We start from the raw sequence: 25,803 nt of genomic DNA on the forward strand, positions 1-25,803 counted from the left end.
GAGTTCCGGCTTTCCCGAAAGACCGAAATCCCTAGGAAGGCTCCACGGACTAGCTGGTTTCGGGGTTGCAGGCCGGGTGTTAGGGACCTGGCTACGCTCACAAGCTGCTGGGTGAGATGGTCGGGCTGCAGCTAACGACGCGACTTGCGAGATTCCTCCTCGTCTACCCGCCATCAACATACTGGTGTCCTCGCGCTCCTTTCGGCCGTACCGAGAATGACCGCGGGCGGCGCGAACGGCGTGCTCGCCACGATTGAATTCCGCTTTTCCTGTTCGCACCGCTGATCGCGATTCTATGGGCCGAACCGGTTCAGGGAGCCACGATGCATGGAAGACGGGAGGGGAGGGGAGAGGCCGGTACCGCTAGCGGCGGACCCGCGACAAGGGTGCGTCGCTGCGCTCCCGCGCCGGGGCGGGGCCCCGGCACCGCCCTTGTCCCGCGCCCGCCTCGCGGTCGGCGGGTGGAATCCAGGAGGAGGATTCCGAGGGATGATTGGTAAGGATGACGAGCTGCAGCGGCTTCGGGAAAGCGTGAACTGCGCCGCCTTGCTGGAGCGCATGCCACCGCCGTGGAGGCTCGACAAGGCCGAGAGCACCCGGGACTGCCTGAAGTACCGGCGCGGCCAGGGCGAGATCATCATCGTCAACCATGGCGGCCATGGCTGGTGGGACGCCGGCAGCACCGCCAAGGGCGACGTGTTTGGGCTGGTGCAGCACCTGCGCCCGGACCTGAACTTCGGGCACGCTCGCAAGCTCCTGCGTGAGATGGTCGGGCTGCAGCCCAACTTCCCCGAGTACGAGCGGGTGCGCTCGCGCGGAGAGGGAGTTACCCCAGCCGCCGAGCGCTGGTCGGCGGCGAAGCCACTGCGGCCGGGCTCGCGGGCCTGGCGCTACCTCGCCGAGGTCCGCCGGTTGCCCAGCCCGGTGCTACGCGCTGCCGTAGCGGTCGACGCTATCCGGGAGGGTGCATACGGCACAGCCTGGTTTGCTCACCGCGACGAGACAGACGCGCTGACCGGCTTCGACATGCGGGGGCCGGAGTTCCGTGGCTTCGCCAAGGGCGGGTACAAGACCCTGTTCCGGCTGCCCGGCTGGATCGCCTCGCGTGAGGTACGGCCACGCCGGATGGCCGTGACCGAGGCGCCGATCGATGCCCTCAGCCTTGCGGCCGTCGGGCGGCTGCAGGGCGACACCCTGTACGTCGCCACTTCCGGCGGCATGGGGCCGGGGTCGGTGCAAGCATTGGATTTGCTGCTCGCCGGGATGGCCACCCTCCCGGACGCCCTTCTGGCCACCGCGACCGACAACGACCCGCCGGGGGAGCGCTACGCCGCCTTCCTGGCCGAGCGCGCCGCCGCGGCGGGCGTGCGCTGCGAGCGCCTGCTGCCACCGCGCGGGCTGAACGACTGGAACGACGTCCTGACACGGGGGAGGGGGGCATGAGCCTCATCACGGAAAGTACTGCCACGGCCCCCAGTCGGGAGGCGGACGATCTGGTGCGCGCGCTGCACGCCGCCTTCTTCCGGCTGCCCCCGAAGCTGCAGGCCCGCTGCAAGGTGCCGCCAACCGGCGATGCCGCGATCGACCGCCCGGTGCTGGTCGCGGCCGACAACGGCTCCGACCACTACCGCGGCGTGGTGGTCGCGGGCGAGCGCGACCAGGACGGCCACTGGCTGCTGGACGACGCCTTCACTCTGCTCAGCCTCGACCACGACGAGGGCCCCGACGCCGCTCTGGTGATCTGCCACGGATGGAACTGCCATGCCGACCGCATCTGAAGCCATCTCCTCCGACCGTGCCCGTCTGGTAGCTGGGCTGACCCGCCCCCAGGGCGAAGCCGCCGGGATGCACGGGCCGGTGCTGGTGCTGGCAGGAGCTGGAACCGGCAAGACCAAGACCCTGACCGCCGGCGTCGCCCTGCGCATCGCCGAGCGCGGCATACCGGCCCAGCGCATCCTGGCCGTGACCTTCACCAACAAGGCGGCGGGCGAGATGCGCGAGCGCATCGTCGCCCTGCTCGGCGGGCAGGCGGCGCCGTCCTGGATCGGCACCTTTCACGGCCTCGGAGTCCGCCAGTTGCGACAGGAGCCGGAGATGGCGGGGCTGCGCGAGAACTTCGACGTGCTCGATGCCGTCGATGCCAAGCGCCTGCTCAAGCGCACCATGAAAGCCATGGGCGCCGAAGCCGGCGATGACGAGGGCATGGGCAAGGACCCGGTGAAGGCCGTGGCCGGCCACATTGGCCGCTTCAAGGACAACCTCATCACCCCGAGCGAGGCGGTCATCCGGGCTGAGGCGATGATTGCCTCGAGTCCAATGGCCGACGCCTCCGGTCTGCGCGCCGCGGCACGTATCTACCCGGAATATCAGCGCCGACTGGTGGAGGCTAACGCCGCCGACTTCGGCGACCTGCTGCTCTGGCCGACGGTAGCCATGGGACGCGACGAGGAGCGCCGACTGCGTTTCGCCGGCCGCTTCTCCTGCTTGCTGGCCGACGAGTACCAGGACGTGAACGCCGTCCAGTACCGCTGGCTCCGGCTGATGGCCGAGGACCACGGCGAGATCTTCGCCGTCGGCGACGACGACCAAGCGGTGTTCGGCTGGCGCGGCGCGGACATTGAGTACATCCGCCGCTTCACGCGCGACTTCCGCGGCGCGGCCGTGGTCAAGCTGGAGGAGAATTTCCGCTCCACTGGCCACATCCTGGCCGCGGCCAACGCGGTCATCGCCCGTGACGACACCCGGTTAGGAAAGACGTTGCGCACCACCCGGGAGCAGGGCCAGCCGATCGAGGTGGTCAGGTTCCGCAACGACGAGGCGGAAGCGATCGGCATCGCCGCCGAGATCCGCAAGCGCGGCGCCGAGGGCGTCCGCTGGCAGGACATGGCCATCCTTTACCGGGCCAACCACCTGTCGCGCGGCATCGAGGAGGAGTTGCTGCGAGCCAAGGTGCCCTACGTGCTCGTCGGCGATGTCGGCTTCTACCAGCGCGCCGAGGTGAAGGACGCCCTGGCGCTGCTACGCCTCGCGACCTGCCCGGATGACTGCCAGTCCGACGAGGCGTTCCGCCGCGCCTGCAACAGCCCGCCGCGCGGCATCGGCCCGAAGGCTCTCGACCTGCTGGAGCGCGACGCCGAGTGGCGTGGTTCCTCGCTGCTGGCCGCCTGCCGCACCGCCGAGCTACCGCCCAAGGTGAGAGGGGCGGCCGGCGCCTTCGCCGACGCCGTGCGCTCGATCGCGACCGACGCGGAGGCCACAGTCGCCGACCGCTTGTCCATGCTGCTCGACCGCACCGGCTACCGGCAGTGGCTGCGCGATAGCCGGGCTGAGACGGTGGAGGGTCGGCTGGAGAACTTGGCCGAACTGGTGCTGCTCGCCGGGAGCTTTCACTCAGCGGCGGAGTTGCTGGAACATGCCGCCCTGGCCAGCGCCGCCGCGGGGGAGGACACCGAGGGACGGGTGCAGCTGCTCACCCTGCACCGGGCCAAGGGACTGGAGTTCGCCCATGTCTTCCTGCCGGCATGGAACACGACCGTATTCCCGAGCCAGTACGGCGAGGCCTCGGAGGAGCGGCGACTGGCCTATGTGGCACTGACCCGCGGCAAGGAGCGGGTGGCGGTCAGCTACGCCGAGTTCCGGCGCGGCTACGTCGATCCCTCGCCCTTTCTCGACGACATCCCGGCCGACAACCGCCACGAGGGGTGGCTCCGCCCGGAGGAGCGCCGGGCACCGCGTCCATCACCCCGGCAGTCCGGCATGGACGCGCTCAACGAGATGCTCGCCAGCCTGCGGCAGCGGCGGGCGGGGTAAAGCAGGCGGGAGAGCAGGGAGGAGGAGAGGGAGTAGGGAAAGCCCTGCCACCCTCTCCCGGAGCGCGGCAAGGGTTCGTCGCTGCGCTCCCGCCGCAAGCGGCTCCCTTGCCTCGCCCCGGTCGGGGCGGCCGGCGGGCTGGGTCTTCGAGAAGAAGATTCAGCAGAAGGAATGGGATCCATGGATCTCGCCAAACGCCTCTCCAAGCGTCAGGGCCGCAGACAGGACATCGAGGCAGCCGTCGGTCTGATCGTCATCGCTGTCGTCCTCCTCGGCGGCGCCGTGCTGCCGGGCTTCCTGGCACAGCACGCCTCCACCGTCCCGGTGCCGGCCCATCGGGAGGCCCGCCGGTGAGCCCCATCATCCTGCCCGAGATCCAGGGCCATCTCACCGTTCGGGCGCTGAAGGGTGAAGTGGCGGACGGTTTTGCTCTGTCCCGCGCCGACTGCTTCCCTGTTGTCGAGGTCGCCATCGTCCACGACGGCGCCGACCGCGGCATCGGCGAGACCGAGGCCTACGTCGCGCTGCTCGCCCGCGCTCCCGGCATGAAGCGCCTGCTCGAAGAGGCCCTGGCCTTCGAGGCCGAGGCCTTTGACGACGACGAGTCGGTGTCGGGTGCTGACCTGGTGGAATGGTTCGCTGGCTGGCGCGGCCGGGTCCGTAAGCTGCTGACGCAGCCGCTGCCGCCTCTTCTCCCGGTGCTCGACCCGGAATCCTGACGGGCGCCCTACGCCCTTCCGATTGCCCCTCTCAATCCGATCCGAAAGGAACTGCCATGTCCACTCCGGCACGGTTGCCCCGGCTGCTTGTCCTGCGTCCCTACCTCGGGCAGGCGACCCGTGACGGCGCCTACGCGCACGTCGACGCCCTGGTGATGTACACACGCGACGGCACGATGCCGTGCCGCTACGGCGAGCTGCGCCCGCTGATGTGGCACGAGGACGGCGCACGCCCCATCCTGCACGAGAACTTCCGCTTCACCTGCCAGGTCGATGACCGGCAGGCCGCGCCTTACGCACTGCGCTACGGGTACATGCCGGAGAACGGCGAGGTGTTCACCACGAGCGATCTCGCCCGCTTCGGCAAGCCGCTCGCCGCCCTGCAGCGCGCCATGGCGCGGCTGGTCGAGCAGGAGGGGCGCACCGAGGATCTCGGGCAAATCTTCGCCCGGCTCGCCCGCGTGCTGCGGGTCGATGGCACGGTGCTGCTGGATGTCCGCGAGCACGGCAGCTTCTTCGAGGAGAACCACCGCGTCCGTCTTACGGCGGACGCTCCGAACCTCGGCGAGATGATCCGTGATCTCGGGGTGGTCGCGCGGGAACTGCACCTTCGCTGCGCCGAGCGGCTCGGCCGTCGGGCGGCCTGAGCCATGGTCCTCGCCTGCGAGGCTCCCGAGAGGGCGGCCGCGATCTGCTCCTGGTGCGGCGAGATTGCCGTGCTGGAGCTTGCGGAGGCGTGGTCCGACCACGCTTTCCTGTTCGAGACCTGCTGCCCGGCCGCCCACGAGGACGTCTGCGCCGGCATGGCCGAGGACCCGGCCTGGGCGCGCGACCTGCTGCGCCATCTCGGGGCCGAGGTCCTGCTGGGACACGGCCTGCGCCGAGTGGCCGACACCGGCTGCGGCCAGCTGCTGCTGGACTGGAAGCTGGAGGTCCGGCCAGTGAGCTTCGCACGCGCTGCCGACTTCGTGCGGCGTCACCACGCCCACAACGCCGCCCCAACCGCCTGGCGCTACGGCGCCGCGATCGTCAACGGGTCCACCCTGCTGGGCGTAGTGATGATCGGCAACCCGGTCGCCCGCGGTTTGATGGGCCGAGGCACTGTCGAGGTGAATCGCCTCTGCATCCGCAGAGATGTCCCCCGCACCCTGGCCTGGAACGCCTGCTCGCAGCTTTATGGCTGGGCGGCCAGGGAGGCCGAGGTGCGCGGCTTCGAGCGCATCGTTACCTACACGCGGGCTGATGAGGAGGGCGGCAGCCTCCGCGCTGCAGGATGGAACAGGGATGCCCAGGTTCGCGGTCGGTCATGGAGCAGCCCGACGCGGCCACGCACCGACCGTGCCCCGCTGATCGACAAGCATCGCTGGAGCCGGGCGTTGAAGCCTCGCCATCCTGTTCCCCAGCCGGCCGTGCTGCCGGCGATTATGCCCCTGACCCTGGATGCCGCCGCGTGAACCGGCCGCCAATCCCGTGGAACCCGGAGGACCTGCTCGACGTCGCCCGCGCCATCAAGGCCCTGGGCGCCCTGAGCTTCCAAATGGCCGAGCGCTTCGGCCCCGACGACGGGCTGGAGCTGTCCTGCCGCGCTACGGCCGCGCTGCTCGAGCGCGTTCTGCGCGACGAGGCCGATGCCGCCCTGCGCCACACGATCATGCGCCGCCTGGAGGCTGAGGCCGACCATGCCAGGGAAATGCAGGAGACGAGCCCGATCAAAGAGAGCGAGGAAAGCGGTGAGAGAGCCGTGCCGCACGGCGGCCCGGCGCCGCAAGGGGAGGCCTGACGGACCGCGGCTGCGCCGCGCCCTTGCCCCACCGTCCCGCGTCTGGCCGCGGCGGAGGGGCCGAGGCGGAATGATCCGTTCTCGGCAGGCAAACCTACCCTGAAAGGGATCAGCCCGTGGCTACCACCAGCATTATCCTATCCGCCTACCCTGGCCGTCGCGTGCGCGAGCACGGCTACATCTCGACGGAGATCGGGCTGTGCATCGGCGGCGGCACGCCCCAGCGCCGTCTCGCTGTCGAGGGCCTGACCGGCATCACCCGCGTCGTGGCCGAGTTCGGCCGCGACGTGCTGGCCGCCAACCCTGGCGCCAGCTTCAATATCTCGGTCACCATGGCCAAGGGCCAGCGCAAGCCGCGTGGCTTCGACGATGCCGAGAAGGCCGGGACCTTCGCCCACCACGCTTTCCTGCGCGAGGACGCCGGCGAGGACGCAACCCACCGCAAGCTGGTCGGTCCGTCGGCCGCGGGTGCCGGCGCGCCTGCAGCGCTCGCCGCCTGAGAAGGCGGAAAGGGAGAGAGGGATTTGAGAAGGGGAGGGGTGCCGCACCCCGTCCCCCGCCGCAAGGGCGAGGGCCTGACGGCCCGCCGCTGCGCGGCGCCCTTGCCCCGGCGGCGCGGGGCGGCGGCTGCCCGGGAGGTGTTCGGAAAGGAACACCGCCATGGAAATCCGCCGCCTCACCGCCCGTCCGGGACCGGACCTGTTCACCCGCAGCCCCGCCGCCGACGCGGGCGAGCCGGTCGCCTGCACCCGCTGCAGGGCGATCTTCGACACCGATCCGACGATCGCCGTCGGCTGCCCCACCTGCGGCGCTCCGGAGGGGGAGCGCTGCCGCCTGCCGGTGCAGGGCGGCTTCCATCGCTCGCACTACACGCGCTCGCATATCGCGCTGCGCAACGGCCGCATGGGCGCCTGCGAGGCGCTGACCTGGGACCGGCTGCACGCGCTGCCCGTGCGGCTCCCTCGGGCAGCCTACCCCGCCGTCATCCCCATCCACGCGAGCCGGTGAGGAACATTCCGATGAGCGCCGTCCGCCGTTTTCTCGACCTGTCCAACGCCCACCTCACGAACGAGGACCGAGCCCTGCTCGACGCCTGCGCCGGTCACGACACCGGTGAGCTGCTCTGCGCCAGCACGCCCTACGGCTGGTTCGTCTTCGCCTGCGAGGAGCGGCCGCAGATCTCCGACACGCTGTGGGCGCTGTTCGAGGAAGCCCGCCAGCACGGCTGCGAGTACCTCCTGTTCGACCGGGATGCCGCGAGCCTCGACGGCTTCCCGGTATTCGACTGGGAGGCCAAGGGGGCCACAGCAGAGAAGGCGCAGGAGGAAGAGGATCTGATGGAGGCAGGATGAGGGGAGGGAGGAGAAGCCGTCCCGCACCGGGGATGGCCGCCGCAAGGGTTTGTCGCTGCGCTCCCGCGCTTTGCGCGCCCTTGCCCCGGCCACCCCGGACGCGGGGCGGGGAGGTGTTCCGAGAGAAGGAAAGGGAACACCGATGGCCCAGTCCCGCCGCCAGTCGTCCGAGCGCCCGGCTCCCCGCGACCACTACGCCGAGATCACCGACCAGGTGGTCGCAGCACTCGAGGCCGGCACGGTGCCGTGGCGCCGCCCCTGGAACCAGGACAAGGCCGGCGCCGGGCCCCTGTCGCCGCGCAACGCCGTCACGGGCCGGCGCTATCACGGGATCAACGTCCTGTTGCTCGGCATGACCGGCATGGCCTTCGCTGGCACCGATCCCCGCTGGCTCACCTACAAGCAGGCCGAGAGCAAGGGCTGGCAGGTCCGCCGCGGCGAGCGCGGCTCGCGCGTGTTCTTCTTCCGCAAGCTGACCCTGCGCGACGGCGACGCCGCGCCCGACCCCAGCGGGGAGGGGGAGGGCGGCACCCGCACTGTGCCGGTGCTGCGCGCCTACACCGTGTTCCACGCCAGCCAGGTGGACGGCATCCCCGCCTTCGAGGCGCCGTCCGTGGAGGAAGCGTCCTGGCGCACGCCCGAGGCGGCCGAGACCATCATGCGCAACAGTGGCGTGGTGTTCCGCGAGGGCGGCGACCGCGCCTACTACTGCCCCTCCACCGACCACATCCAGATGCCGCCGCGCGCGGCCTTTGCCACGCCGCAGGGCTACTGCGCCACCGGCCTGCATGAACTGGCGCACGCCTCCGGCGCCAGGCACCGCCTGGATCGCGACCTGACCGGCCGCTTCGGCAGCCACGCCTACGCCCAGGAGGAACTCCGGGCCGAACTCACATCCTGCTTCGTCGGAGCCGAGCTGGGCCTGCCCTCCGACATCCCCAACCACGCCAGCTACGTCGCGTCCTGGTTGCGCACCCTGAAGCAGGACAAGCGCGAGATCTTCCGCGCGGCGGCCGAGGCGCAGCGCATGGCCGACTACCTGCTCGGCTTCCACCCCGAGCACGCCCGCGTTGCGGCTGAGGAGGCACGGCGCGACGAGGCCGTCGAGGAGGCGTGAGCGCCGCCGTGCTGACGCGCGAGGTCGGGGACGCTCCCGACCTGCGCTCCTACGACCACGTCGTGCTGTTCACCTCCGGCGGTAAGGACGCTACGGCGTGCCTGCTCGACCTGCTGGATCGCGGCGTGGATCCGACGCGCATTGAGCTGCACCACCACGAGGTGGACGGCCGCGGGCCGGCCTTCATGGATTGGCCGGTGACCGGCGCCTACGTCGCCGCCCAGGCGGCGGCCTTCGGCCTGCCGCTGTTCCGCTCCTGGCGTGCGGGCGGCTTCGAGCGTGAGATGCTGCGCCAGGATGCACCGACGGCGCCCATCCTGTTCGAGACGCCCCAGGGGGTAATGCGAACCGGCGGTGCCGGCCTACGCAACACCCGGCTGCTGTTCCCGCAGACCTCGGCCGACCTATCCGTCCGCTGGTGCTCGGCCGCGCTCAAGATCGGCGTCGGCGCAGCCTCCATCGCCGGCCAGGACCGCTTTCTCGGCCGCCGCACCCTGGTGGTGACCGGCGAGCGGGCGCAGGAGAGCGCGGCGCGGGCGCGCTACGCCACCTTCGAGCCGCACCGCACCGACACGCGCGACGGCTCGCGCCGGCCGCGCCACGTCGACCACTGGCGCCCAGTCCACGGCTGGGACGAGGGTCGGGTGTGGGACATCCTGCAACGCCACGGCGTGCGGCCGCACCCGGCCTACGAACTCGGCTGGTCGCGCCTGTCCTGCATGGCCTGCATCTTCGGCTCGGCGGCGCAATGGGCCACCATACGGCTGATCGCGCCAGCGCTATTCGAGCGCATCGCGGCCTACGAGGAGAGGTTCGGCCGCACCATCCAGCGCGCCCGCTCGATCCGCGCCCTGGCCGACCTCGGCCGCCCCTATCCGGTCGCCCTGGCCCGTCCCGACCTCGTGACGCTCGCCCTTAGCGAGACCTGGGCCCTGCCGATCCTTGGCCTGCCCTCGGCGTGGACCCTCCCGGCGGGCGCTTTCGGCGAGGCCGCCGGTCCGACCTGAAAAGGGACGATGAGACGAAGGAGGAGCTGCCGCACGCCGACCAGGCGCCGCAAGGGTGCGTCGGCTTCGCCTCCCGCGCTGCGCGCGCCCTTGCCCCGCCCGGCGCGGGTGCCGGCGGGCGGGGAGGGGAGGCTCCGGAGTGAATGGGCCGAAACCGAGGAGCCGGGCCGTGAGCGCCAGCATCGACATCCCTTCCCGACGCAACCTGGCGATCCCCCAGGGCAGCGACAACGAGCACCACGCCGAGTGGCTCGGCATCGGCTTACAGGTGGCCTTTGCCGAACGGCTGCGCGAGGACCTCGCCGGCTATCGCGACACCGAGCCCGACGGCCGGCATCGCCACGCCGGGACCACACTACGGCTGACCGAGGGGGTGACGCACCTGGCCAATGAGGCTGGCTGCTTCTGGCTGCTGGATCAGATTTGTGCGGCGCAGGCCGACCCGGCCATCCGCCATCTCCCAGTGCAGATATGGACGCTGGGCGTGTGCCGCGACCGCTCCGCCGCGCTCACTTGTGGCGACGGCCATGGGCGGGTGCTGCACGACCGGGCGGTCGCCTGGACCGACTTCCCGCTCACCTCGGTCGCGCTCCGGGTCGAGGCGGGATTGGTCGCGCTGCGCTCGGAGCGCTGAGCCGCCTTCCGGTTGCCCCTTCCATTCCCACCCTGCGCATGAGGGAGGCCCCGATGGGCTGGCTCGCCGATCATCCACTCACCCACAGGGCACCGCTGCTCACGTCGGCTCCCAACTCGTCCGCGTCGGTCGTGCGGCCGGCGTCGCTGCCTTGATGGCCTGGGAGGACGTGCAGGACGTCCTGTCGGAGCCGGGTCGGCATCCGCTCGATGGACAGGAGGACCGCTCGCGCCTGCGGCTTTCGCTGCGCGACGGACGTGTGATCGAGGGGATCTACAATCCCATAGCCCGGCAGCACTTCCTGCACCGCACCGGCCCCGGCCTACCGCTGATCGGTGAGGTGGAGGGGCCGCTCCTCGCCGCTGACGTCATCGCGGTCGAGGTGGTGATGACCCGCGCCGAGATCCGCGAGCACGCCCGTGAGTTGCTGCGTGGCCCCCGCGTTCCCGGCCGGGAGCCGGTCACGCGTGACGATTTCGAGCATCGCCTGCAAACCCTGGCCCGCGCCGTTGCCGCGGTACCGGAGGCGGAGTGGCAGATGCAGATCCGCCTCAAGCGGCAATTCGAGGCCTGCGCCGAGCGGATTGCGCTCAGCCCAAGCAAGCAGGCCTGGCTGCTGGCCGAAGCGAAATGGGCGCGACGCTCAAACGCCCCGCCCACCATGGCCGACCTCTGGGTGGATCCGGTTGCCAACCCGTCCTGCTTCGCGCGGCCCCGCCCGCAGGACTTCGATCCCGACCCGGCGAAGCGGCGGCGCCGTGTGCCGCCGCCGCCTGCGGTGCGGGCCGACCCGCATTCGATCCAGAACATGCTCGCCGCCCTGACCGGGCGGGGCCTCAAGGCCAGGATCACCCGGTTGGGCGATCCCGCGCACGCGCGGGGCCACATCCAGGTGGACATGCCGGTGAAGGGCCGGGCGCGCTTCGTCCTGATCGGCGAGGCCAGCGACGGCATCACCGAGTGGCGCGCCGTTTGGGACGGCAACGACAGCAAGGCCGGGCTCAAACGGCGGCGGCAGTCAGAAGCCACCGACGCATACCACCTGATGGTGACGGCGATGCGCGAGGGGCGCCCGCAAGTCCAAACCGACCTGTTTGCTGCTTTTCCGGAAAGCCCGAAAGACCGAAAGACGGGAAAGGGAGAGCTTTGAGAACGGATGAAATGAGATGAGGGAGAACTCGCTGCCACCGCGGCCCGGCGCGCGGCAAGGGTGAAGTCGCTCCGCTCCCGCCGCTGCGCGGCGCCCTTGCCGCGCCCCGAACCGGGCGGCCGGCGTGGAGGGGTCACGAGGAAAAAGATGGATCGGGACAGGGGATGATCCCCGACCCGGCCTGAGCCTCGACCGGCGCCCCCGAGGGCGTCGCCCCCACCAGAGTCCCCATCCACCACCAGCATCGCGTCACGCGCACCCGGCCGCCCCCCATGGGCTGCCGGGCGCTCGCGCGTGCGCGCACGGGAACCCCGCGCCATGGCCAAGACCGCCCCCGCCTCCGCCCAGCTGAGCCTGTTCGACACCACCGCGCTGACCTCGCCCTTTGGGCTATTCGGGGGAGGAGGCGGTCTGCTGCCCGCCTTGGATGGGGAGGACGACGAGGATCATGCGGCCGAGGCGCCGATCGCCCCGGCGATTCCGCGCGTGGTGGCCCGCGACTTCCGGCTCGCGGGCGATCGTGGCCTCGCCGCCGGCTGGAAGGCCCGTGCGGCCGACAACCTGGCGGCCATTCGCCTGCTGCAGCGGATCGAGGGCGAGACCCGGCCGGCCACGGCCGAGGAGCAGGCGGTCCTGGCGCGCTTCGTCGGCTACGGCGCCGGCGACCTCGCCAATACCCTGTTCCGCCGCCCTGGCGAGGCGTGGCGCGAGGGCTGGGCCGAGCAGGGCGACGGGCTGGAGCAGGCCGTGTCGGCCGCGGAACTGGCGTCGTTGAGTCGCTGCACCCAGTACGCCCACTTCACGCCCGAGTATGTGGTGCGCGCTGTGTGGGCCGGGCTGACCCGCATGGGCTTTCAGTACGGCTCGATCCTGGAGCCGGGCTGCGGCACCGGCCAATTCCTGGCCCTGCGTCCCCAGGGGGTTGAGGACTGCTCCGCCGTTACCGGCATCGAGATGGATCCGATCACCGCCCGAATCGCGGCGCTGCTGTATCCCAAGGCCTGGATCCGCAACGAGGACTTCACCCGCGCCAAGCTGGCCGAGAGCTTTGACCTCGCGGTCGGCAACCCGCCCTTCTCCGACCGCACGGTGCGGGCCGAGGACGTGGCCGGCAAGCTCGGCCTCAAGCTGCACGACTACTTCATCGCCCGTGCCGTGGAGCGCCTGAAGCCCGGCGGCCTTGCCGCCTTCGTCACCTCGCACGGCACGATGGACAAGGTGGACCCCAAGGCGCGCGAGCACATCGCGGGCATGGCCGACCTGGTGGGCGCCATCCGCCTGCCCGCCGGTGCCTTCGCCGCCGCCGCCGGCACCGACGTTGTGGTGGACGTGCTGTTCCTGCAGCACCGCGAGCGCGGGGCCGCCTCGAACGGGGTGGAGTGGGCCCATCTGGAGGAGGTGGTCCCGGCCGAGGACGGCGAGGCGGCGATCCACGTTAACGCCTACTTCGCGGCGCACCCGGAGATGGTGCTCGGGCGGCATGGCTGGACCAGCAGCCAGTTCGGCCTGACCTACGACTGCGCCCGCGACGGCCGCGACCTGGAGGGGGCGCTCGCCGAGGTTGTCTCCCGGCTGCCCGAGGGCATCCACCAGCCCCCGCACGCCGCCACGGCGCCGGTGCGGGTGGCCAGACCCACCCTGCAGGTCGGCACCGCCGCCGAGGGGGCCACGGTCAAGGAAGGCTCCTACCTGCTGGGCGACAATGGCACCCTGCTGCAGGTGGCCGACAGCCGCGCCGAGGAGGTGGCGGTGAAGTCGGGCAAGGGCACCGTCGGCCTGTTCGCCAAGCACGCGCGGATCATCCGCGGCCTCATCCCGGTCCGCGACGCCGTGCGCGAGGTGATCCGCGCCCAGGAGCGCGACGAGCCCTTCGGTGCCGCCCAGGTCCGGCTGCGCGCCGCCTATGGCTCCTTCGTTCGCAGCTTCGGCCCTATCAACCTCACGAACGTCTCGACCTCAACCGACGAGGCCACGGGCGAGGTGCGCGAAAGCGTGCGCCGCCCGAACCTGCAGCCTTTCCTGGACGATCCCGATAGCTGGCTGGTGTCGTCGATCGAGGAGTACGACCCCGAGACCGGGGAGGCGACAAAAGGCCCGATCTTCACCGACCGGGTGATCCACGCGCCAGCGGAGCCGGTGATCGTCTCGGCCGCCGACGCCCTGGCGGTGACGCTGGCCGAGCGGGCCGTGGTGGACCTCGACCGCATCGGCGAGCTGATCGGCCGCGACCGCGCCACGGTGCTGGCCGAACTCGGCGAAACGGTGTTCCTCGACCCTGGGCTGACCACGGAGGGCTTCGAAGCTTGGCAGACGGCCGACGAGTACCTGTCCGGCCATGTCCGCCGCAAGCTGGCCGCCGCCCGCGCCGCCTCTGTGCTGGACGAGCGCTACGCCCGCAACGTGGCCGCTCTGGAGCGGGTGCAGCCAGAGGACCTGCGGCCCTCCGACATCACCGCCCGCCTCGGCGCGCCGTGGCTGCCGGCCACCGACATCGCCGACTTCATCCGCGAAGTCATGGGGGTGACGACGGTGGTGCGGCACACCGTGGAGGTGGCGCACTGGAGCATCGAGATCCACCGCTTCGCCGGCGAGGCCTCGGCCACCTCGGAGTGGGGCACGCACCGCCGCCACGCCGGAGAGCTGCTAGACGACGCCCTGAACGCCTCCATCCCGCAGATCTGGGACACCTGGCGCGACGAGAACGGCACCGAGCGGCGTGAGATCAACGCCCAGGAGACCGAGGCGGCCAAGGACAAGCTGGCCAAGATCAAGGGCGCCTTCGAGCGCTGGGTGTGGACCGATAGCGACCGCGCCGAGCGGCTGGTCCGCCTGTACAACGACGCCTTCAATAGCCTCGTGCCGCGGCACTTCTCGGGCGAGCACCTGCAGCTGCCGGGCGCCTCCTCGGTGATCGGGCTGCGCCCGCACCAGAAGCGGGTGATCTGGCGCATCGTCGCCTCCGGCCAGACCTACATCGCCCACGCCGTCGGGGCGGGGAAGACCTTCACCATCGCCGCCGCGATCATGGAGCAGAAGCGCCTCGGCCTGATCGGCAAGGCCATGCTGACCGTGCCGGGTCACTGCCTGGCCCAGGCCTCGCGCGAGTTCCTGCAGCTTTACCCGGGCGCCCGCATCCTGGTGGCCGACGAGACCAACTTCACCAAGGACAAGCGCGGCCGCTTCCTGGCCCGGGCGGCCACGGCCAACTGGGACTGCATCATCATCACCCACTCGGCCTTCAAGTTCATCGCCACCCCGGCCGAGTTCGAGCGCGGCCTCGTGCAGGCCCAGCTCGACGCCTACTCCGCCTTGCTGGAGCGGCTCGACGGCGACGACCGCATCGCCCGCAAGCGCATCGAGCGCAGGAAGGAGGGCATGCAGGAGAAGCTGGACAGCCTGTCCACGACCAAGGACGACATGCTGACCATCGCCGAGATCGGTGTCGATCAGGTGATCGCCGACGAGGCGCAGGAGTTCCGCAAGCTGTCCTTCGCCACCAACATGGGCGGCCTGAAGGGCATCGCTCCGGACGGCTCGCAGCGGGCCTGGGACCTGTTCGTGAAGTCGCGCTTCATCGCGACCATCAATCCTGGCCGCGCACTCGTGCTCGCCTCCGGCACGCCGATCACCAACACGCTGGGCGAGATGTTCACGCTGCAGCGCTTCATGCAGCCCGAGATGCTGGAGGAGCGCGGCATCCAGGAGTTCGATGCCTGGGCCTCCAACTTCGGCGACACCCGCACCGAACTGGAGCTGCAGCCGTCGGGCAACTACAAGCCGGTGACGCGCTTCTCGGAGTTCGTCAATGTCGCCGACCTGATCGCCATGTTCCGCACCGTCGCGGACGTGGTGCTGAAGGACGACCTGCGGCAGTACCTGAAGCTGCCGGCCATCGCGGGCGGTAAGCGGCAGATCATCACCGCCCCGGCGAGCCCGGCCTTCAAGGACTACCAGCGCACCCTGGCGGCGCGGATCAAGGCCATCGAGGAGCGCAAGGGCAAGCCCGAGAAGGGCCAGGACATCCTGCTCTCCGTCATCACCGACGGCCGGCACGCCGCCATCGACCTGCGCTTCGTGGTGCCCGAGCAGGACAACGAGCCCGAGAACAAGCTCAACCTGCTCATCGACAACGCCTTCCGCATCTGGTCCGAGACCCGCGACCGGCGCTTCCGCAAGCCGGACGGCTCGCCGCACCCGGTGCCCGGCGCCACCCAGATGATCTTCTCGGACCTGGGAACCGAGGGAGCACTGGCGACGCGCGGCTTCTCGGCCTACCGCTGGATCCGCGAGGGGCTGATCGCGCGCGGCGTGCCGGCCGAGCGCATCGCCTTCATGCAGGACTACAAGAAGTCCGAGGCCAAGCAGTCGTTGTTCAATGCCATGAACAATGGCCAGATGGACTTCCTGCTGGGATCGTCGGCCACCATGGGGACGGGCGTGAACGCCCAGCGCCGGCTGGCCGCCCTGCACCACCTCGACGTGCCCTGGCTGCCCTCCGAGATCGAGCAGCGCGAGGGGCGCATCGAGCGCCAGGGAAACCAGAACGAGGAAATCGGCCTCTACGCCTACGCCACGCTGGGCTCGATGGACGCCCAGATGTGGCAGAACAACGAGCGTAAGGCCCGCTTCATCGCCGCGGCGCTGGGCGGCGACCGCTCGATCCGCCGCCTGGAGGACGTCGGCAGCCAAGCCAATCAGTTCGCAATGGCCAAGGCCATTGCCTCTGGCGACCCCCGCCTGATGCAGAAGGCGGGGCTGGAGGCCGAGTTGGCCCGCCTCGATCGCCTGCGTGCCGCCCACTTCGACGACCAGCACGCCGTGCGGCGTCGGGTCGCCGAGGCCCGCTCGACTATCGGACGGGCGACCCAGGCCATCGCCGACACCGAGGCGGACCTGGCGCGGCGGGTGTCCACCCGGGGTGACGACTTCCGCATGGAGGTGGAGGGACGGACTTACACGGAGCGCAAGCCCGCCGGTGCCGCCCTGCTGAAGTTCATCCGCACCGTGCAGTTCGAGGGCCGCAAGGGTGACTGGGATCTCGGGCAGATTGGCGGCTTCCCGCTGAAGCTGGAAGCCCGCCGCTACCGCCAGGGTGCCGACCTGGAGATCCACCTGCTGCTCACCCGCGTCGGCGGCGAGCACGAGGTGCGGGTCGAGGACGACCTCACCGCCCTGGGGCTGGTGTCGCGGCTGGAATACGACCTCGGGCGCTTCGAGGCGGAGCTGGCCGAGTACCGCCGCAACCTGGCCGAGGCCGAGCGCCAACTGCCCGCCTACGAGGCACGGCTGGGTGAGGGTTTCGAGTTTCAGGCCGACCTCGACGCCAAGCGCGCCGAGATGGCCGAACTGGAGGCCTCCCTGGCGCTGACCGGCAAGGAGGAGACGCTTCCTGCCGCGGCCTGAACCGCGGGCAAAAAGTAGGGCGGCGCCCGAGGGTGCCGCCCGAGTTTAGGGAGGAAACGTCCAAGAAAGGCAGCATCGGCAAGCCGAATGCTGCGAGGCACAAGATTAGCCCAGGCGGAGTGGACGACAAGTTAATTTGTGCAACGCAGCATGAATGTTTGGGGAAGAAGAGGAGAGGAGGGGAGGGGGGAAGCGGTCGCACCCGGACGGGCCCCGGCACCGCTTCGCTCCACGGCCGCCTGCGCAGCCCGGCCCTGCTAGGCCGCAGCCCGCTGCGCGGGCCGCGTCCCGCGCCGGGGCAGGGCCGCTCGCCCGCCGTGGTGCCGGCGCCCGTCCGGTCGCTGCCGGGGAAGGGTCAACCCAGGAATGGGGAGACAGAAACCTCTGCGGGAAGCCCGACCATGAAGCTCATCGAGATCGACCCCAGGAAGCTGCGCGACAACCCCGAGAACCCCCGCCGCACCACGGCCGGGCCAGAGGCCGACGCTCTGCTGCTGGCCAACGTCCAGGCGGTTGGCATTCTGCAGCCGCCCACCGCGCGCGAGCGCGACGGCGAGGTGGTGCTGATCGCCGGGCACCGTCGCCGCGACGTGGCGATCAAGGCCAAGCTGAAGAGCATCCACGTCCTCATCCGCGAGGATGGCGACGACGCCGTGGCCGGGGCCGACGGGGTGCGCGCCTTCGCCGAGAACATGGTCCGCGCCAACATGAACCCGGTGGATCAGTGGCGCGCGGTCGAAGCTCTGGTCAGTGAGGACTGGACGCCGGAGGCCATCTCCACCGCGATGAATATGTCGGTGCGCCGGGTGAACGTGCTGCGCCACATGACGCACATCCTGCCGGCCATGCTGACGCAGATGGCCCGCGGCGACATGCCCACCGAGCAGCAGCTGCGCACCATCGGCCTCGCCTCGGCCGAGGAGCAGGCCTCGGTTTGGAAGTCGCAGAAGCCGAAGCGGAACGAGCGCGCCAACTGGCACATGATCTCGCACGGGCTCGACAAGCGCCGTGTCTCCTTCACCCTGGCGAAGTTCGGCGCGGCTGAGACGGAAGCCTTCGGCATCGTCTGGGAGGACGACCTGTTCGCCCCGGGCGACACCGATCCGCGCTTCACCACCCAGGCCGACGCCTTTCTGCAGGCGCAACAGTCCTGGTTGGAGGCCAACCTGCCCGAGGGCGGGGTCATGGTGGGGATGGACGAGTATCACCGCCCGCAACTCCCGCCCCGAGCGCAGCAGCTCTACTCTTCCAGGCCCGGCCCGAACGACACAGTGGGCTACTACGTCAACCATCGCACCTTCGAGGTGGACACCGTTCTTTTCCGGATGCCCGAGCCGGCGCAGCGCCGTGCCTCCACGGGCGGCGGAACCGGCGAGGATTACGTAGCGCCCAAGGCTGTCCGTCCCGACCTCACCCAGAAGGGCGAGGCCATGGTGGGCGACCTCCGCACCGAGGCCCTGCACGCCGCCTTCGCCGAGGCCGAGATCGGCGACGACGCCTTGATCGGCCTGCTGGTGCTGGCCTTGGCCGGGAAGAACGTCAGCGTCCGCTCCGGGGCCCATGGCAACGACGTCGGCAGCGGCGAGCGCGGCTTGCTGGCCGCCTCGATCACCGAGGGCGGCGTGCTGGCCACCGACCCGGCCACGCTACGCACCGCCGCGCGCGGCATGCTGCGTCAGGCGCTGTCCTGCAGGGTGGGCTTCTCCTCCTCCGGCACCATCGCCCGCGTTGCCGGCATCGCCGTGGACGCCGACGCATACCTGCCGACCACGGCCACCGAGGAATTCTTCGGCAACCTCAGCAAGGCGGCGATTGAGCGCACCGCCACTGCGACCAGCGTGCTGCCGCGCCCCACCGGCAAGGCCACCCGCGCGGCTATCGTCGAGCACCTGAAGGGGCGGACCTTCCTGCACCCACTGGTGCGGTTCGACTTCACCGACGAGGAGCGGCGCCAGGCGGAGACGGAGCGGGCCCGCGAGGCTGAGATGGCCGTCCTGCGGCGCGGCGGCCATGTCGCGGACGAGGACGATGCCGGGGATGCGGAGGGGATCGAAGACCCCGAGCACCTGCTCGACGGCGACGAGGAGGGCCCGGACACCGACATCATGCCGCCGCCCAGCGAAGCCGGGGCGCCCGCGGCGCACGCCGTTTGATCGACGAGGCCCGGTCGGAAGGCCGGGCTCCCCCTCTCCAGATCACCCTCCGCGAGAACATCATTTCATGGCCTTTACCGCTGTCGCCGCGCGCGGCTCGGCCGACGAGCCGTTCCAGCTCGTCGGCAAGGAACCGATCCACCACACTCCGGACGCCCGGGACGCCCACGACCGCCTGTTCGAGTACGCCGGGGGGCATCTCGGCTTCTACAGCTTCCTCCGCGTAGCCAACACTCGCATCTCGGGCCGCGTCATGGTCGGCCTGATGGACCTGCCCGATCGCCTTTGGCGGGATGCCTACGACGACGGTGCCCATCCCGGCGACGCCGCGAACGAGGCCATCAGCGAGGCCGCTGAGGAGATGGGGGTCGCTGAACCGTAAGCGGGCGTCCGGCGGCGGATGTGGAAGCGCTTTCCGCTAGGGCCTGATCGCGCACGGTCGTCAGGGCGCACCCACCCCGTCCTGTGGTCCCACCATGATCTGTAAGCGGAGCCTGCGGAGCGTCCCGGGGCGCTTCAACCTGACGGTGCTCCACGTTGTTTCGCCCCCTGCGGGGTGACGCGCCCCATGCCGCTCCGCCTGTCGTCTCCGCCGATCACGGCAGAACCACACGACGGAGCGACACCATGAAGACCGCGACCTATCTCAAGACCCTGACCCGCAGCGCTGGGCGTACCATCCGCCGCCTGCTGCGGCACCTCACCGGCAAGACGACCATCAGCGCAAGCCTGACCCTCTCCATTCCGGGCTTCATCAAGCTCGAGCTCGGCTGGAAGCGGGAAAGCGAGCGCCCTGACGGTTGCAAGCCCGCCTGACGGCGGGCGCCGCCGGCTCCGGCCGGCGGCAAACCGCGCGACGGAGGCGCGATCAGTCGCCCTTGGCGGCTTTCGTCGCCTTACGCTTGGCCTTCTTGGCCCCGGCGAAGGCCGCCAGCTTGAGCGAGGGCGCGGCCTTGAACTTCACCGTCGCACCGGCCTTCACCGCCACCTTCTCGCCGGTACGCGGGTTCAACGCCGAGCGCTTGGGCGTCTCGCGCACCGTGAAGGAGCCGAAGTCGGGCAGCGAAAAGCGCCCGGTTTCGATGATCTCGGCCTTGATGGCGGCGATGATGTCGGCCGCCAGGCGACCGGAGGCCACCCCGGTCAGGTCGCTGGACTGCTGGATAACGTCGGTGAGAAAGCGCTTTGACATTGCCCGATTCTAGCGTGCGGGCCGCTTGCGCGAAACCTCAGTCCTCGAACGCCTCACACACATGAAGTCGCCAGCCCTGGGCCGGTGCTCCGGTGCGTTCCGAGCGCAGCAACGTGAGCGCCGGCATAACCTCGCACTCCGGGCAGGCGTACTCGAAGGCGAAGTCGGACAGCAGGTCCTGCGGTCGCTTGACCGCGTGGAACCACAGCGGTGAGCGGTGCCGGCGGCAGCAGCGCGCCTCCAGCCAGAAGGTCCGGAGATCCACGAGCGGGGTGGCGAGGGCTTCGGCGAGGGTCATGGAGGGGCAGAACATAGCCAGAAGAGGTGGAGGTAAGGATGGAAGAAAGCAGGGCCTGCCGCACCACCCCGGCCGCCGCAAGGGCAGGGGCTGACGCCCGCGCGAGCGCGCCCTTGCCCCGCCCAGGGCGGCGCGGCCCTCGGCTGAGGTCTCGGAGAAGCGAGACGCAGCAGAAGGATCCACGCAATGACCACCGTCCTCGCTTTCCCGAGCGCCCGGCTTACCCCTTCGGCCGTCCCCGTCGCGCCGGTCATCATCGGCATCGGCACGCGCGTCTCGACCCAGCTGTACGACCGTGGCGAAGGCTTCGTGTTCGCGGTCCATGACGATCCCCGGCCCGGTTCGCTGCGCCCGGTGCTGGGCGGCTTTGCCCAGACCGGAGGGCGGCAGACCTACGACATCGTCTTCCTGTCCGGCGCCTTCACCCTCCGACTGCCCGAAGCCGTCCTGCGTGGCCCGGGCTGGCGCTTGCTCGACACTACAGGCGATGCCGCCGAGATCGCCGCGGCTATCGCCCACGCCGAAGCCGAAAACGCCCGCCGTGCGACCGAGAAGGCGGCCGCCGACGAAGCGCACGCCGCGAGTTGCACCGGCTGCGCCATGCACCCGAGCATGCCCGTCTGAACCAGGGTGATGACCGGCACAGCGGCAAACTGGCGGCGGCCAACATCCGCGTCCAGCTGCGGCACACCTTCCCCGGCGTGCGCTTCTCCGTGCGCAACCGCGACCACGGCACGGTCTACGTGCGCTGGCCAGGTGGTCCTGACCAGAAGGCCGTCGAGGCCGTGGCGATGCCGTTCCAGGGCGGCCACTTCGACGGCATGGACGACAGCTACAAGACCGCCCGTTCGGCTTGGTGCGAGGCGTTCGGAGGTGTCGATTACGTCGTCTGCCGACGTGAGGCCTGACAACGCCAGTCAGCCATTTTGCCGTTTTGCCGTTCGCGCCGGAAATCCCGATGCGGGACGGCATCGACTTCCATTGAGGAATAAGCCCCATGCACCTTTCACGCCTCGTGCTTCCCATCCTGGCCATCCTCTGCTTCCCCTCGGGTTCACGGGTTCACGGGTTCACGGGTTCACGGGTTCACGGGTTCACGGGCTCAGTCAGCGATCGAGGTCACGGCCATGGCGGCGGCGCAGGTGCGTGCCAGCACGGCTCAGCTACGAGAGGCCTGCGCCAACCTGACCCAGCGTGCCCAGCCCGCTCCGCCTGCCCCCAATTCGACCCCTGATCCGTGGCGCGCCGAGGAGCAGCTCTGCGACTATCTGGCCGACCCGGGGGGCCTGGTGACCAGCACGGCCTGGTTCTTCGGCATCTTCGGCGCCGTGCTCATGACTGTCGGCATGCTCGCCTTTGCCTTCCTCGGCGGAACCATGCGGCGCCTGTGGTGGGCGGCCTGAAGGGGTGCGGGGGAAGAAACAAGACAGGAGAAACGGGGAGGAAAGGAGGCCTGCCGCGTCCGTCCCCCGGCCGCAAGGGTGCGTCGCTGCGCTCCCTCGCTCCGCTCGCCCTTGCCCCCGGCGGCCGCGGACGCGGCGGCTGGGGAGGGGTCGAGGACGAGAGCGCCGGAAAAGACGGTTCGTTCCCGGCATGCCGCAGCCCCACGGGAGTTGAACCCTTATGAGCACCCTGGTTGAGCGCGCCCTGCGCTCAGCGGCCGAGGATCTCGGCCTTTCGACCGATGGATGGAGCCCGATCCAGGGCTTCCCCGGCACTGGCCATGCCTTCCGCCACAGCGACCGCCCGGCCCTGGTGGTCGAGGTCAGCGCCGACGACCACGGCTGGGGCTGGTCGGTCGGCCAGTCCGAGAGCGGCCCGCGCCGTCAGGCGAACCCGGGCGTCGTTCAGCGCTGGGCCTGCGTCCACAAGCTGATCGTGCGGGAAAGCCCGAACAGCCGTGCCGCGCTGCTCGACGCACTGGCCATCGCCGGCGATGACCTCGCCGAGGCGCGCGCGTGCTCGACCGAGATGCTGCACACCCGGCTCGACGTGCTGGTCTGCCGCAAGGGACTGGATCTCTTCGTCGCCCTGGTGCAGCGCCTCGACGCCGCGCCGGCCGAGCCGGTTGAGCCGCTCCGGCTGGAGTGGAGCTACCGGGGCACGGCATCGGCGGGCGATGCCGTCACCGGCACCGTGCAGGCCAGCAACGAGGTCGAGGCCGTCGAGGCGTTCAAGCGGCTGCACCCCGGCGCGGATCTCGCCGAGCTGACGCCCCGGATGGCCGGGCTCGCGTCGGTGTTGCCGATCGCACGACAGCTGGCCGAGGAGGGGATGCGCCGCGCGGCTGCGCTCCCGCGGGCGCCGGTTCTGCCCACGCTGCACTGAACCCGGGGCGCCGCGGCGCCTCACCCCACACCCCCAGTCCATCACCGACGTCGCGTGCGGCAGGGCCCAGGCCCTGCCGTTCGCGTTTCTGGAGCCTCGCGCCATGATCTCCGAGCACGGCCACGCCACCATTCTGCACGCCCACCTCTTCGCCGGCCTCGGCGGGGGAGCCCGCGGCTTCAATCGCGCCACCTCGCGGGTGGGCAACCTGTCCGCCAGCTTTCGCTGCATCGGCGGCATCGACGTTGACGCCGCGGCGATCCGCGACTTCGGCCGCCTGGCCGGGGTGCCCGGCACTTGCATGGACCTGTTCGACCGCGAGCAGTACGCCGACTTCCACGGCAAGGAGCCGCCGGCCGGTTGGCGCGAGGCCACCGTGGACGACGTGCGCGCGGCCTTCGGCCACGAGCGCCCCAACGTCCTGTTCACCTCCCCGCCCTGCAAGGGCTTCTCCGGCCTGCTCTCGGAGACCAAGAGCAAGACCAGGAAGTATCAGGCGCTGAACCGCCTCACCCTGCGCGGCATCTGGCTGGCGCTGGAAGCCTACCGCGACGATCCGGTGGAGCTGATCCTGTTGGAGAACGTGCCGCGCATCGCCTCGCGCGGCCGGCCCCTGCTGGATCAGATCGGCGGCCTGCTGCGCGCCTACGGCTACGCCGTGGCCGAGACCACGCACGACTGCGGGGAGCTCGGCGGGCTGGCGCAGAGCCGCAAGCGCTTCCTTCTCGTGGCCCGGCACGCCGCCAAGGTGAAGCCGTTCCTGTACGAGCCGCCGAAGCGCTCGCTGCACGGGGTGGGCGACGTGCTGTCCCGTATGCCCCTGCCGGGCGATCCGAAGGCGGGGCCGATGCACCGGGTGCCGATGCTGCACTGGGCGACGTGGGTGCGCCTCGCCTTCGTCGAGGCCGGAAGCGACTGGCGCTCCTTGGGCAAGCTGGCCATCGAGGAGGGTATGCTGCGCGACTACGCCCTCGCCCCCTGCGGCGACTGGCGCGGCGGCGTACTGGGCGTGAACCGCTGGGACGAGCCCAGCGGCACCGTGGCCGGGCGTTCCGGCCCGTCCAACGGCGCCTACAGCGTCGCCGATCCCCGCCGCGCCGACGGCGTGGCCGCCTTCGGCCAGTACGGCGTGAAGCGCTTCGACCAGCCCTCCCAGGTGGTAATCGGCAAGGCCGCGGTCGGGGCCGGCGGCTTCGCCGTGGCCGACTCGCGCCACACCGGCCCGGCCAAGCACTCCAACGAGTTCCGCATCGTTCCCTGGGACGGGGCCGGGCGGGCCGTGACCGGCGCCCACGGCACCGGGCAGTGCGTCGCCGATCCGCGCGGCGAGGTCCGCCGCTCCGGCGCCCTGGGCGTGGTGCCCTGGGACGCCACCTCCGGCACCGTGGCCGGCGAGAGCCTGCCCTCCAACGGCACCTTCGCGGTGGCCGACCCCCGGCCGCGCATGGAGCGCGAGAAGGGTGACGACTACTACGGCGCCGGGCACTACGGCGTGGTTCCGTGGCAGCAGTCCACGGGCGCGGTCAGCGCGGCGGCCGGCTACGACAACGGACGCTGGAGCGTGGCCGACCCCCGCCCGACGCTGCCGGGGGCGTCGGACCGGGTGGTGGCCCGCATCCGGGCCCTGGACGGGACGTGGCACCGCCCCTTCACCACGGCCGAGCTGTGCGCCCTGCAGTCGCTGATCGACCCGGAGGAGCAAGCCGAGCTGGACGGGCTAAGCGATGCCGACTGGCGCGAGCGGATCGGCAACGCCGTGCCGCCCGACGCCGCCCAGGCCATCGCCGAAACGATGGGCCGGACGCTGCTGCTGGCCTGGTCGGGGGAAGGCTTCATGCTCTCGACCCTGCCGATCTGGGTGCGGCCCGTGGCCGTAGCGCTCACCGTGCGCCAGCCCCAAGATATAGGATAACAAGGTCTATCGTGCGGCTCTGCGGCTGTGCCTGAGTTAAGATGGCTGACGAGTTCGCCCTGAGATGGTATGAGGTTGTGGTATGGCAAAGAACGGGCACAAGAGTACAACGAGTAAAGCAGCATCAGCTGCATCGAAGGTACTGCGCGACGGCCGAACCGGTTCAGCTTCTAAAACCGCTGCGGGTTCTGCCCTTTCGCAAAGGCCGATGAGCAAACCTGCCCATATCTCCAGTGCTCAGGCTACCAAGGCTGTGCAGTCGTACTTATCAGGAAAGAAGAAATAGTCTGCGAATGGCCAGTCCTGCGCAGAACGTTTTCATCAACTGTCCGTTTGATGATCAGTACCGGCCGAACTTCCATGCTTTGGTATTCGCGGTTTTCTCCTGTGGTTTTCAGGTGCGGTGCGCGCTTGAAATGGATGACGCTGCCGAAACGCGAATTGATAAAATATATCGCGTTATTGAGCAGAGTCAGTTTGGTATACACGATCTTTCCAAAACGGAACTAGATCAAGCAAATCTGCTTCCGCGCTTTAACATGCCGTTGGAGTTAGGGGTGTTCCTCGGCGCGAAGCGTTTTGGGGAAAATGCACAAAGAAATAAACGGTGTTTGATACTGGATAAAGAAAAATACAGATTCCAGAAGTTTATTTCTGATCTTTCCGGAATGGATATCACATCTCATGAAGGAAATAGTCGGAAAATTGTAACTTGCGTGAGAGATTGGCTGGTGACCGTTTCAAAGCGCCGCAACATACCACCTAGTGCTGACATTCTTGATAGCTATGATCGTTTTGTAGAAGGGTTTCCGGAGATTGCCAAGGCGGCCAAGCTAGACGCCGCCGCAATGGTGTACGCAGACTTTGAGAGATTGGTGTTGGCGTGGGTCAAAGAAAATAAAACCAGTCGTTGAACTGATCTGATAATAGCAATCTCGGCCTGCTGAT

At 69.9% G+C, this 25,803-nt stretch carries 27 protein-coding genes; 25 read left to right on the top strand and 2 right to left on the bottom strand.

What is annotated here, in order from left to right; genetic code table 11:
- Positions 1–489: 489 nt before the first annotated feature.
- The 19 genes from D9599_RS24635 to D9599_RS24725 all read left to right on the top strand — a co-directional run bounded on the left by D9599_RS24635 (position 490) and on the right by D9599_RS24725 (position 19,941).
- Positions 490–1,443 (top strand): DUF3991 and TOPRIM domain-containing protein, encoded by a 954-nt coding sequence (locus tag D9599_RS24635; protein WP_232480870.1) that lies wholly within the window; start codon positions 490–492, stop codon positions 1,441–1,443.
- Positions 1,440–1,778: a hypothetical protein gene (locus tag D9599_RS24640; RefSeq protein ID WP_198383951.1), complete on the top strand. Its 339-nt coding sequence runs from the start codon at positions 1,440–1,442 to the stop codon at positions 1,776–1,778. The genes D9599_RS24635 and D9599_RS24640 overlap by 4 nt, the downstream gene beginning before the upstream one ends.
- Entirely contained in the window at positions 1,762–3,810 is a 2,049-nt protein-coding gene (locus D9599_RS24645; RefSeq protein WP_232480871.1) for an ATP-dependent helicase, read from the top strand. The genes D9599_RS24640 and D9599_RS24645 overlap by 17 nt, the downstream gene beginning before the upstream one ends.
- A 180-nt stretch (positions 3,811–3,990) precedes the next feature.
- Entirely contained in the window at positions 3,991–4,164 is a 174-nt protein-coding gene (locus D9599_RS24650; RefSeq protein ID WP_198383952.1) for a hypothetical protein, read from the top strand.
- Entirely contained in the window at positions 4,161–4,529 is a 369-nt protein-coding gene (locus D9599_RS24655; protein WP_198383953.1) for a hypothetical protein, read from the top strand. Before D9599_RS24650 ends, D9599_RS24655 begins: the two co-directional genes overlap by 4 nt.
- Before the next feature lie 56 nt (positions 4,530–4,585).
- The gene (locus D9599_RS24660) at positions 4,586–5,176 is read left to right on the top strand and encodes a hypothetical protein (protein ID WP_198383954.1); all 591 of its coding nucleotides are present in this window, start codon (positions 4,586–4,588) and stop codon (positions 5,174–5,176) included.
- Between the two features lie 3 nt (positions 5,177–5,179).
- Positions 5,180–5,983: an XF1762 family protein gene (locus D9599_RS24665; protein WP_198383955.1), complete on the top strand. Its 804-nt coding sequence runs from the start codon at positions 5,180–5,182 to the stop codon at positions 5,981–5,983.
- A complete protein-coding gene (locus tag D9599_RS24670; protein ID WP_198383956.1) occupies positions 5,980–6,309 on the top strand; it encodes a hypothetical protein in 330 nt (109 codons plus the stop codon). Before D9599_RS24665 ends, D9599_RS24670 begins: the two co-directional genes overlap by 4 nt.
- 116 nt (positions 6,310–6,425) lie before the next feature.
- The gene (locus D9599_RS24675; protein WP_198383957.1) at positions 6,426–6,809 is read left to right on the top strand and encodes a hypothetical protein; all 384 of its coding nucleotides are present in this window, start codon (positions 6,426–6,428) and stop codon (positions 6,807–6,809) included.
- 160 nt (positions 6,810–6,969) lie between these two features.
- The gene (locus D9599_RS24680; RefSeq protein ID WP_198383958.1) at positions 6,970–7,317 is read left to right on the top strand and encodes a hypothetical protein; all 348 of its coding nucleotides are present in this window, start codon (positions 6,970–6,972) and stop codon (positions 7,315–7,317) included.
- Between the two features lie 11 nt (positions 7,318–7,328).
- Positions 7,329–7,661 (top strand): hypothetical protein, encoded by a 333-nt coding sequence (locus D9599_RS24685; RefSeq protein WP_198383959.1) that lies wholly within the window; start codon positions 7,329–7,331, stop codon positions 7,659–7,661.
- Positions 7,662–7,803: 142 nt separating this feature from the next.
- Positions 7,804–8,778, top strand: coding sequence for an ArdC family protein (locus D9599_RS24690; RefSeq protein ID WP_198383960.1), 975 nt, complete (start codon positions 7,804–7,806; stop codon positions 8,776–8,778).
- Positions 8,775–9,785, top strand: coding sequence for a phosphoadenosine phosphosulfate reductase family protein (locus D9599_RS24695; protein WP_198383961.1), 1,011 nt, complete (start codon positions 8,775–8,777; stop codon positions 9,783–9,785). Before D9599_RS24690 ends, D9599_RS24695 begins: the two co-directional genes overlap by 4 nt.
- 169 nt (positions 9,786–9,954) lie before the next feature.
- Complete coding sequence (locus D9599_RS24700; protein WP_198383962.1) at positions 9,955–10,419, top strand: DUF6876 family protein; 465 nt, start codon at positions 9,955–9,957, stop codon at positions 10,417–10,419.
- Positions 10,420–10,678: 259 nt separating this feature from the next.
- Complete coding sequence (locus D9599_RS24705; RefSeq protein ID WP_198383963.1) at positions 10,679–11,569, top strand: hypothetical protein; 891 nt, start codon at positions 10,679–10,681, stop codon at positions 11,567–11,569.
- 318 nt (positions 11,570–11,887) lie between these two features.
- Positions 11,888–16,972: an N-6 DNA methylase gene (locus D9599_RS24710; RefSeq protein WP_198383964.1), complete on the top strand. Its 5,085-nt coding sequence runs from the start codon at positions 11,888–11,890 to the stop codon at positions 16,970–16,972.
- A 401-nt stretch (positions 16,973–17,373) separates the two neighbouring features.
- Entirely contained in the window at positions 17,374–19,125 is a 1,752-nt protein-coding gene (locus D9599_RS24715; RefSeq protein ID WP_198383965.1) for a ParB N-terminal domain-containing protein, read from the top strand.
- A 67-nt stretch (positions 19,126–19,192) separates the two neighbouring features.
- A complete protein-coding gene (locus tag D9599_RS24720) occupies positions 19,193–19,507 on the top strand; it encodes a hypothetical protein (protein WP_198383966.1) in 315 nt (104 codons plus the stop codon).
- Positions 19,508–19,752: 245 nt separating this feature from the next.
- The gene (locus tag D9599_RS24725) at positions 19,753–19,941 is read left to right on the top strand and encodes a hypothetical protein (protein ID WP_198383967.1); all 189 of its coding nucleotides are present in this window, start codon (positions 19,753–19,755) and stop codon (positions 19,939–19,941) included.
- 52 nt (positions 19,942–19,993) lie between these two features.
- Here the strand turns inward: D9599_RS24725 and D9599_RS24730 are convergent, their stop codons facing one another.
- Both D9599_RS24730 and D9599_RS24735 read right to left on the bottom strand, forming a co-directional pair.
- Positions 19,994–20,317, bottom strand: a complete 324-nt coding sequence (locus D9599_RS24730) for an HU family DNA-binding protein (protein ID WP_198383968.1) — start codon at positions 20,315–20,317, stop codon at positions 19,994–19,996.
- A 37-nt stretch (positions 20,318–20,354) separates the two neighbouring features.
- Positions 20,355–20,615 carry a hypothetical protein gene (locus D9599_RS24735; RefSeq protein ID WP_198383969.1) on the bottom strand — a complete coding sequence of 87 codons (261 nt, stop codon included), beginning with the start codon at positions 20,613–20,615 and terminating at the stop codon, positions 20,355–20,357.
- 186 nt (positions 20,616–20,801) lie between these two features.
- Between D9599_RS24735 and D9599_RS24740 the strand changes: the two genes are divergently transcribed.
- From D9599_RS24740 to D9599_RS24765, 6 genes are all read left to right on the top strand, one after another.
- Positions 20,802–21,239, top strand: a complete 438-nt coding sequence (locus tag D9599_RS24740) for a hypothetical protein (protein WP_198383970.1) — start codon at positions 20,802–20,804, stop codon at positions 21,237–21,239.
- Entirely contained in the window at positions 21,200–21,523 is a 324-nt protein-coding gene (locus D9599_RS24745; RefSeq protein ID WP_198383971.1) for an LPD29 domain-containing protein, read from the top strand. Before D9599_RS24740 ends, D9599_RS24745 begins: the two co-directional genes overlap by 40 nt.
- Positions 21,524–21,742: 219 nt before the next feature.
- A complete protein-coding gene (locus D9599_RS24750; protein ID WP_198383972.1) occupies positions 21,743–22,018 on the top strand; it encodes a hypothetical protein in 276 nt (91 codons plus the stop codon).
- 220 nt (positions 22,019–22,238) lie between these two features.
- The gene (locus tag D9599_RS24755; RefSeq protein WP_198383973.1) at positions 22,239–22,943 is read left to right on the top strand and encodes a hypothetical protein; all 705 of its coding nucleotides are present in this window, start codon (positions 22,239–22,241) and stop codon (positions 22,941–22,943) included.
- A 103-nt stretch (positions 22,944–23,046) separates the two neighbouring features.
- Positions 23,047–24,855, top strand: a complete 1,809-nt coding sequence (locus D9599_RS24760; protein ID WP_198383974.1) for a DNA cytosine methyltransferase — start codon at positions 23,047–23,049, stop codon at positions 24,853–24,855.
- A gap of 293 nt (positions 24,856–25,148) precedes the next feature.
- Positions 25,149–25,769 (top strand): hypothetical protein, encoded by a 621-nt coding sequence (locus tag D9599_RS24765; protein ID WP_198383975.1) that lies wholly within the window; start codon positions 25,149–25,151, stop codon positions 25,767–25,769.
- The last annotated feature ends 34 nt before the right edge of the window (positions 25,770–25,803 follow it).

The sequence above is a fragment of the Roseomonas sp. KE2513 genome, from assembly GCF_016107305.1.
In the GTDB taxonomy this organism is placed as follows: domain Bacteria; phylum Pseudomonadota; class Alphaproteobacteria; order Acetobacterales; family Acetobacteraceae; genus Roseomonas.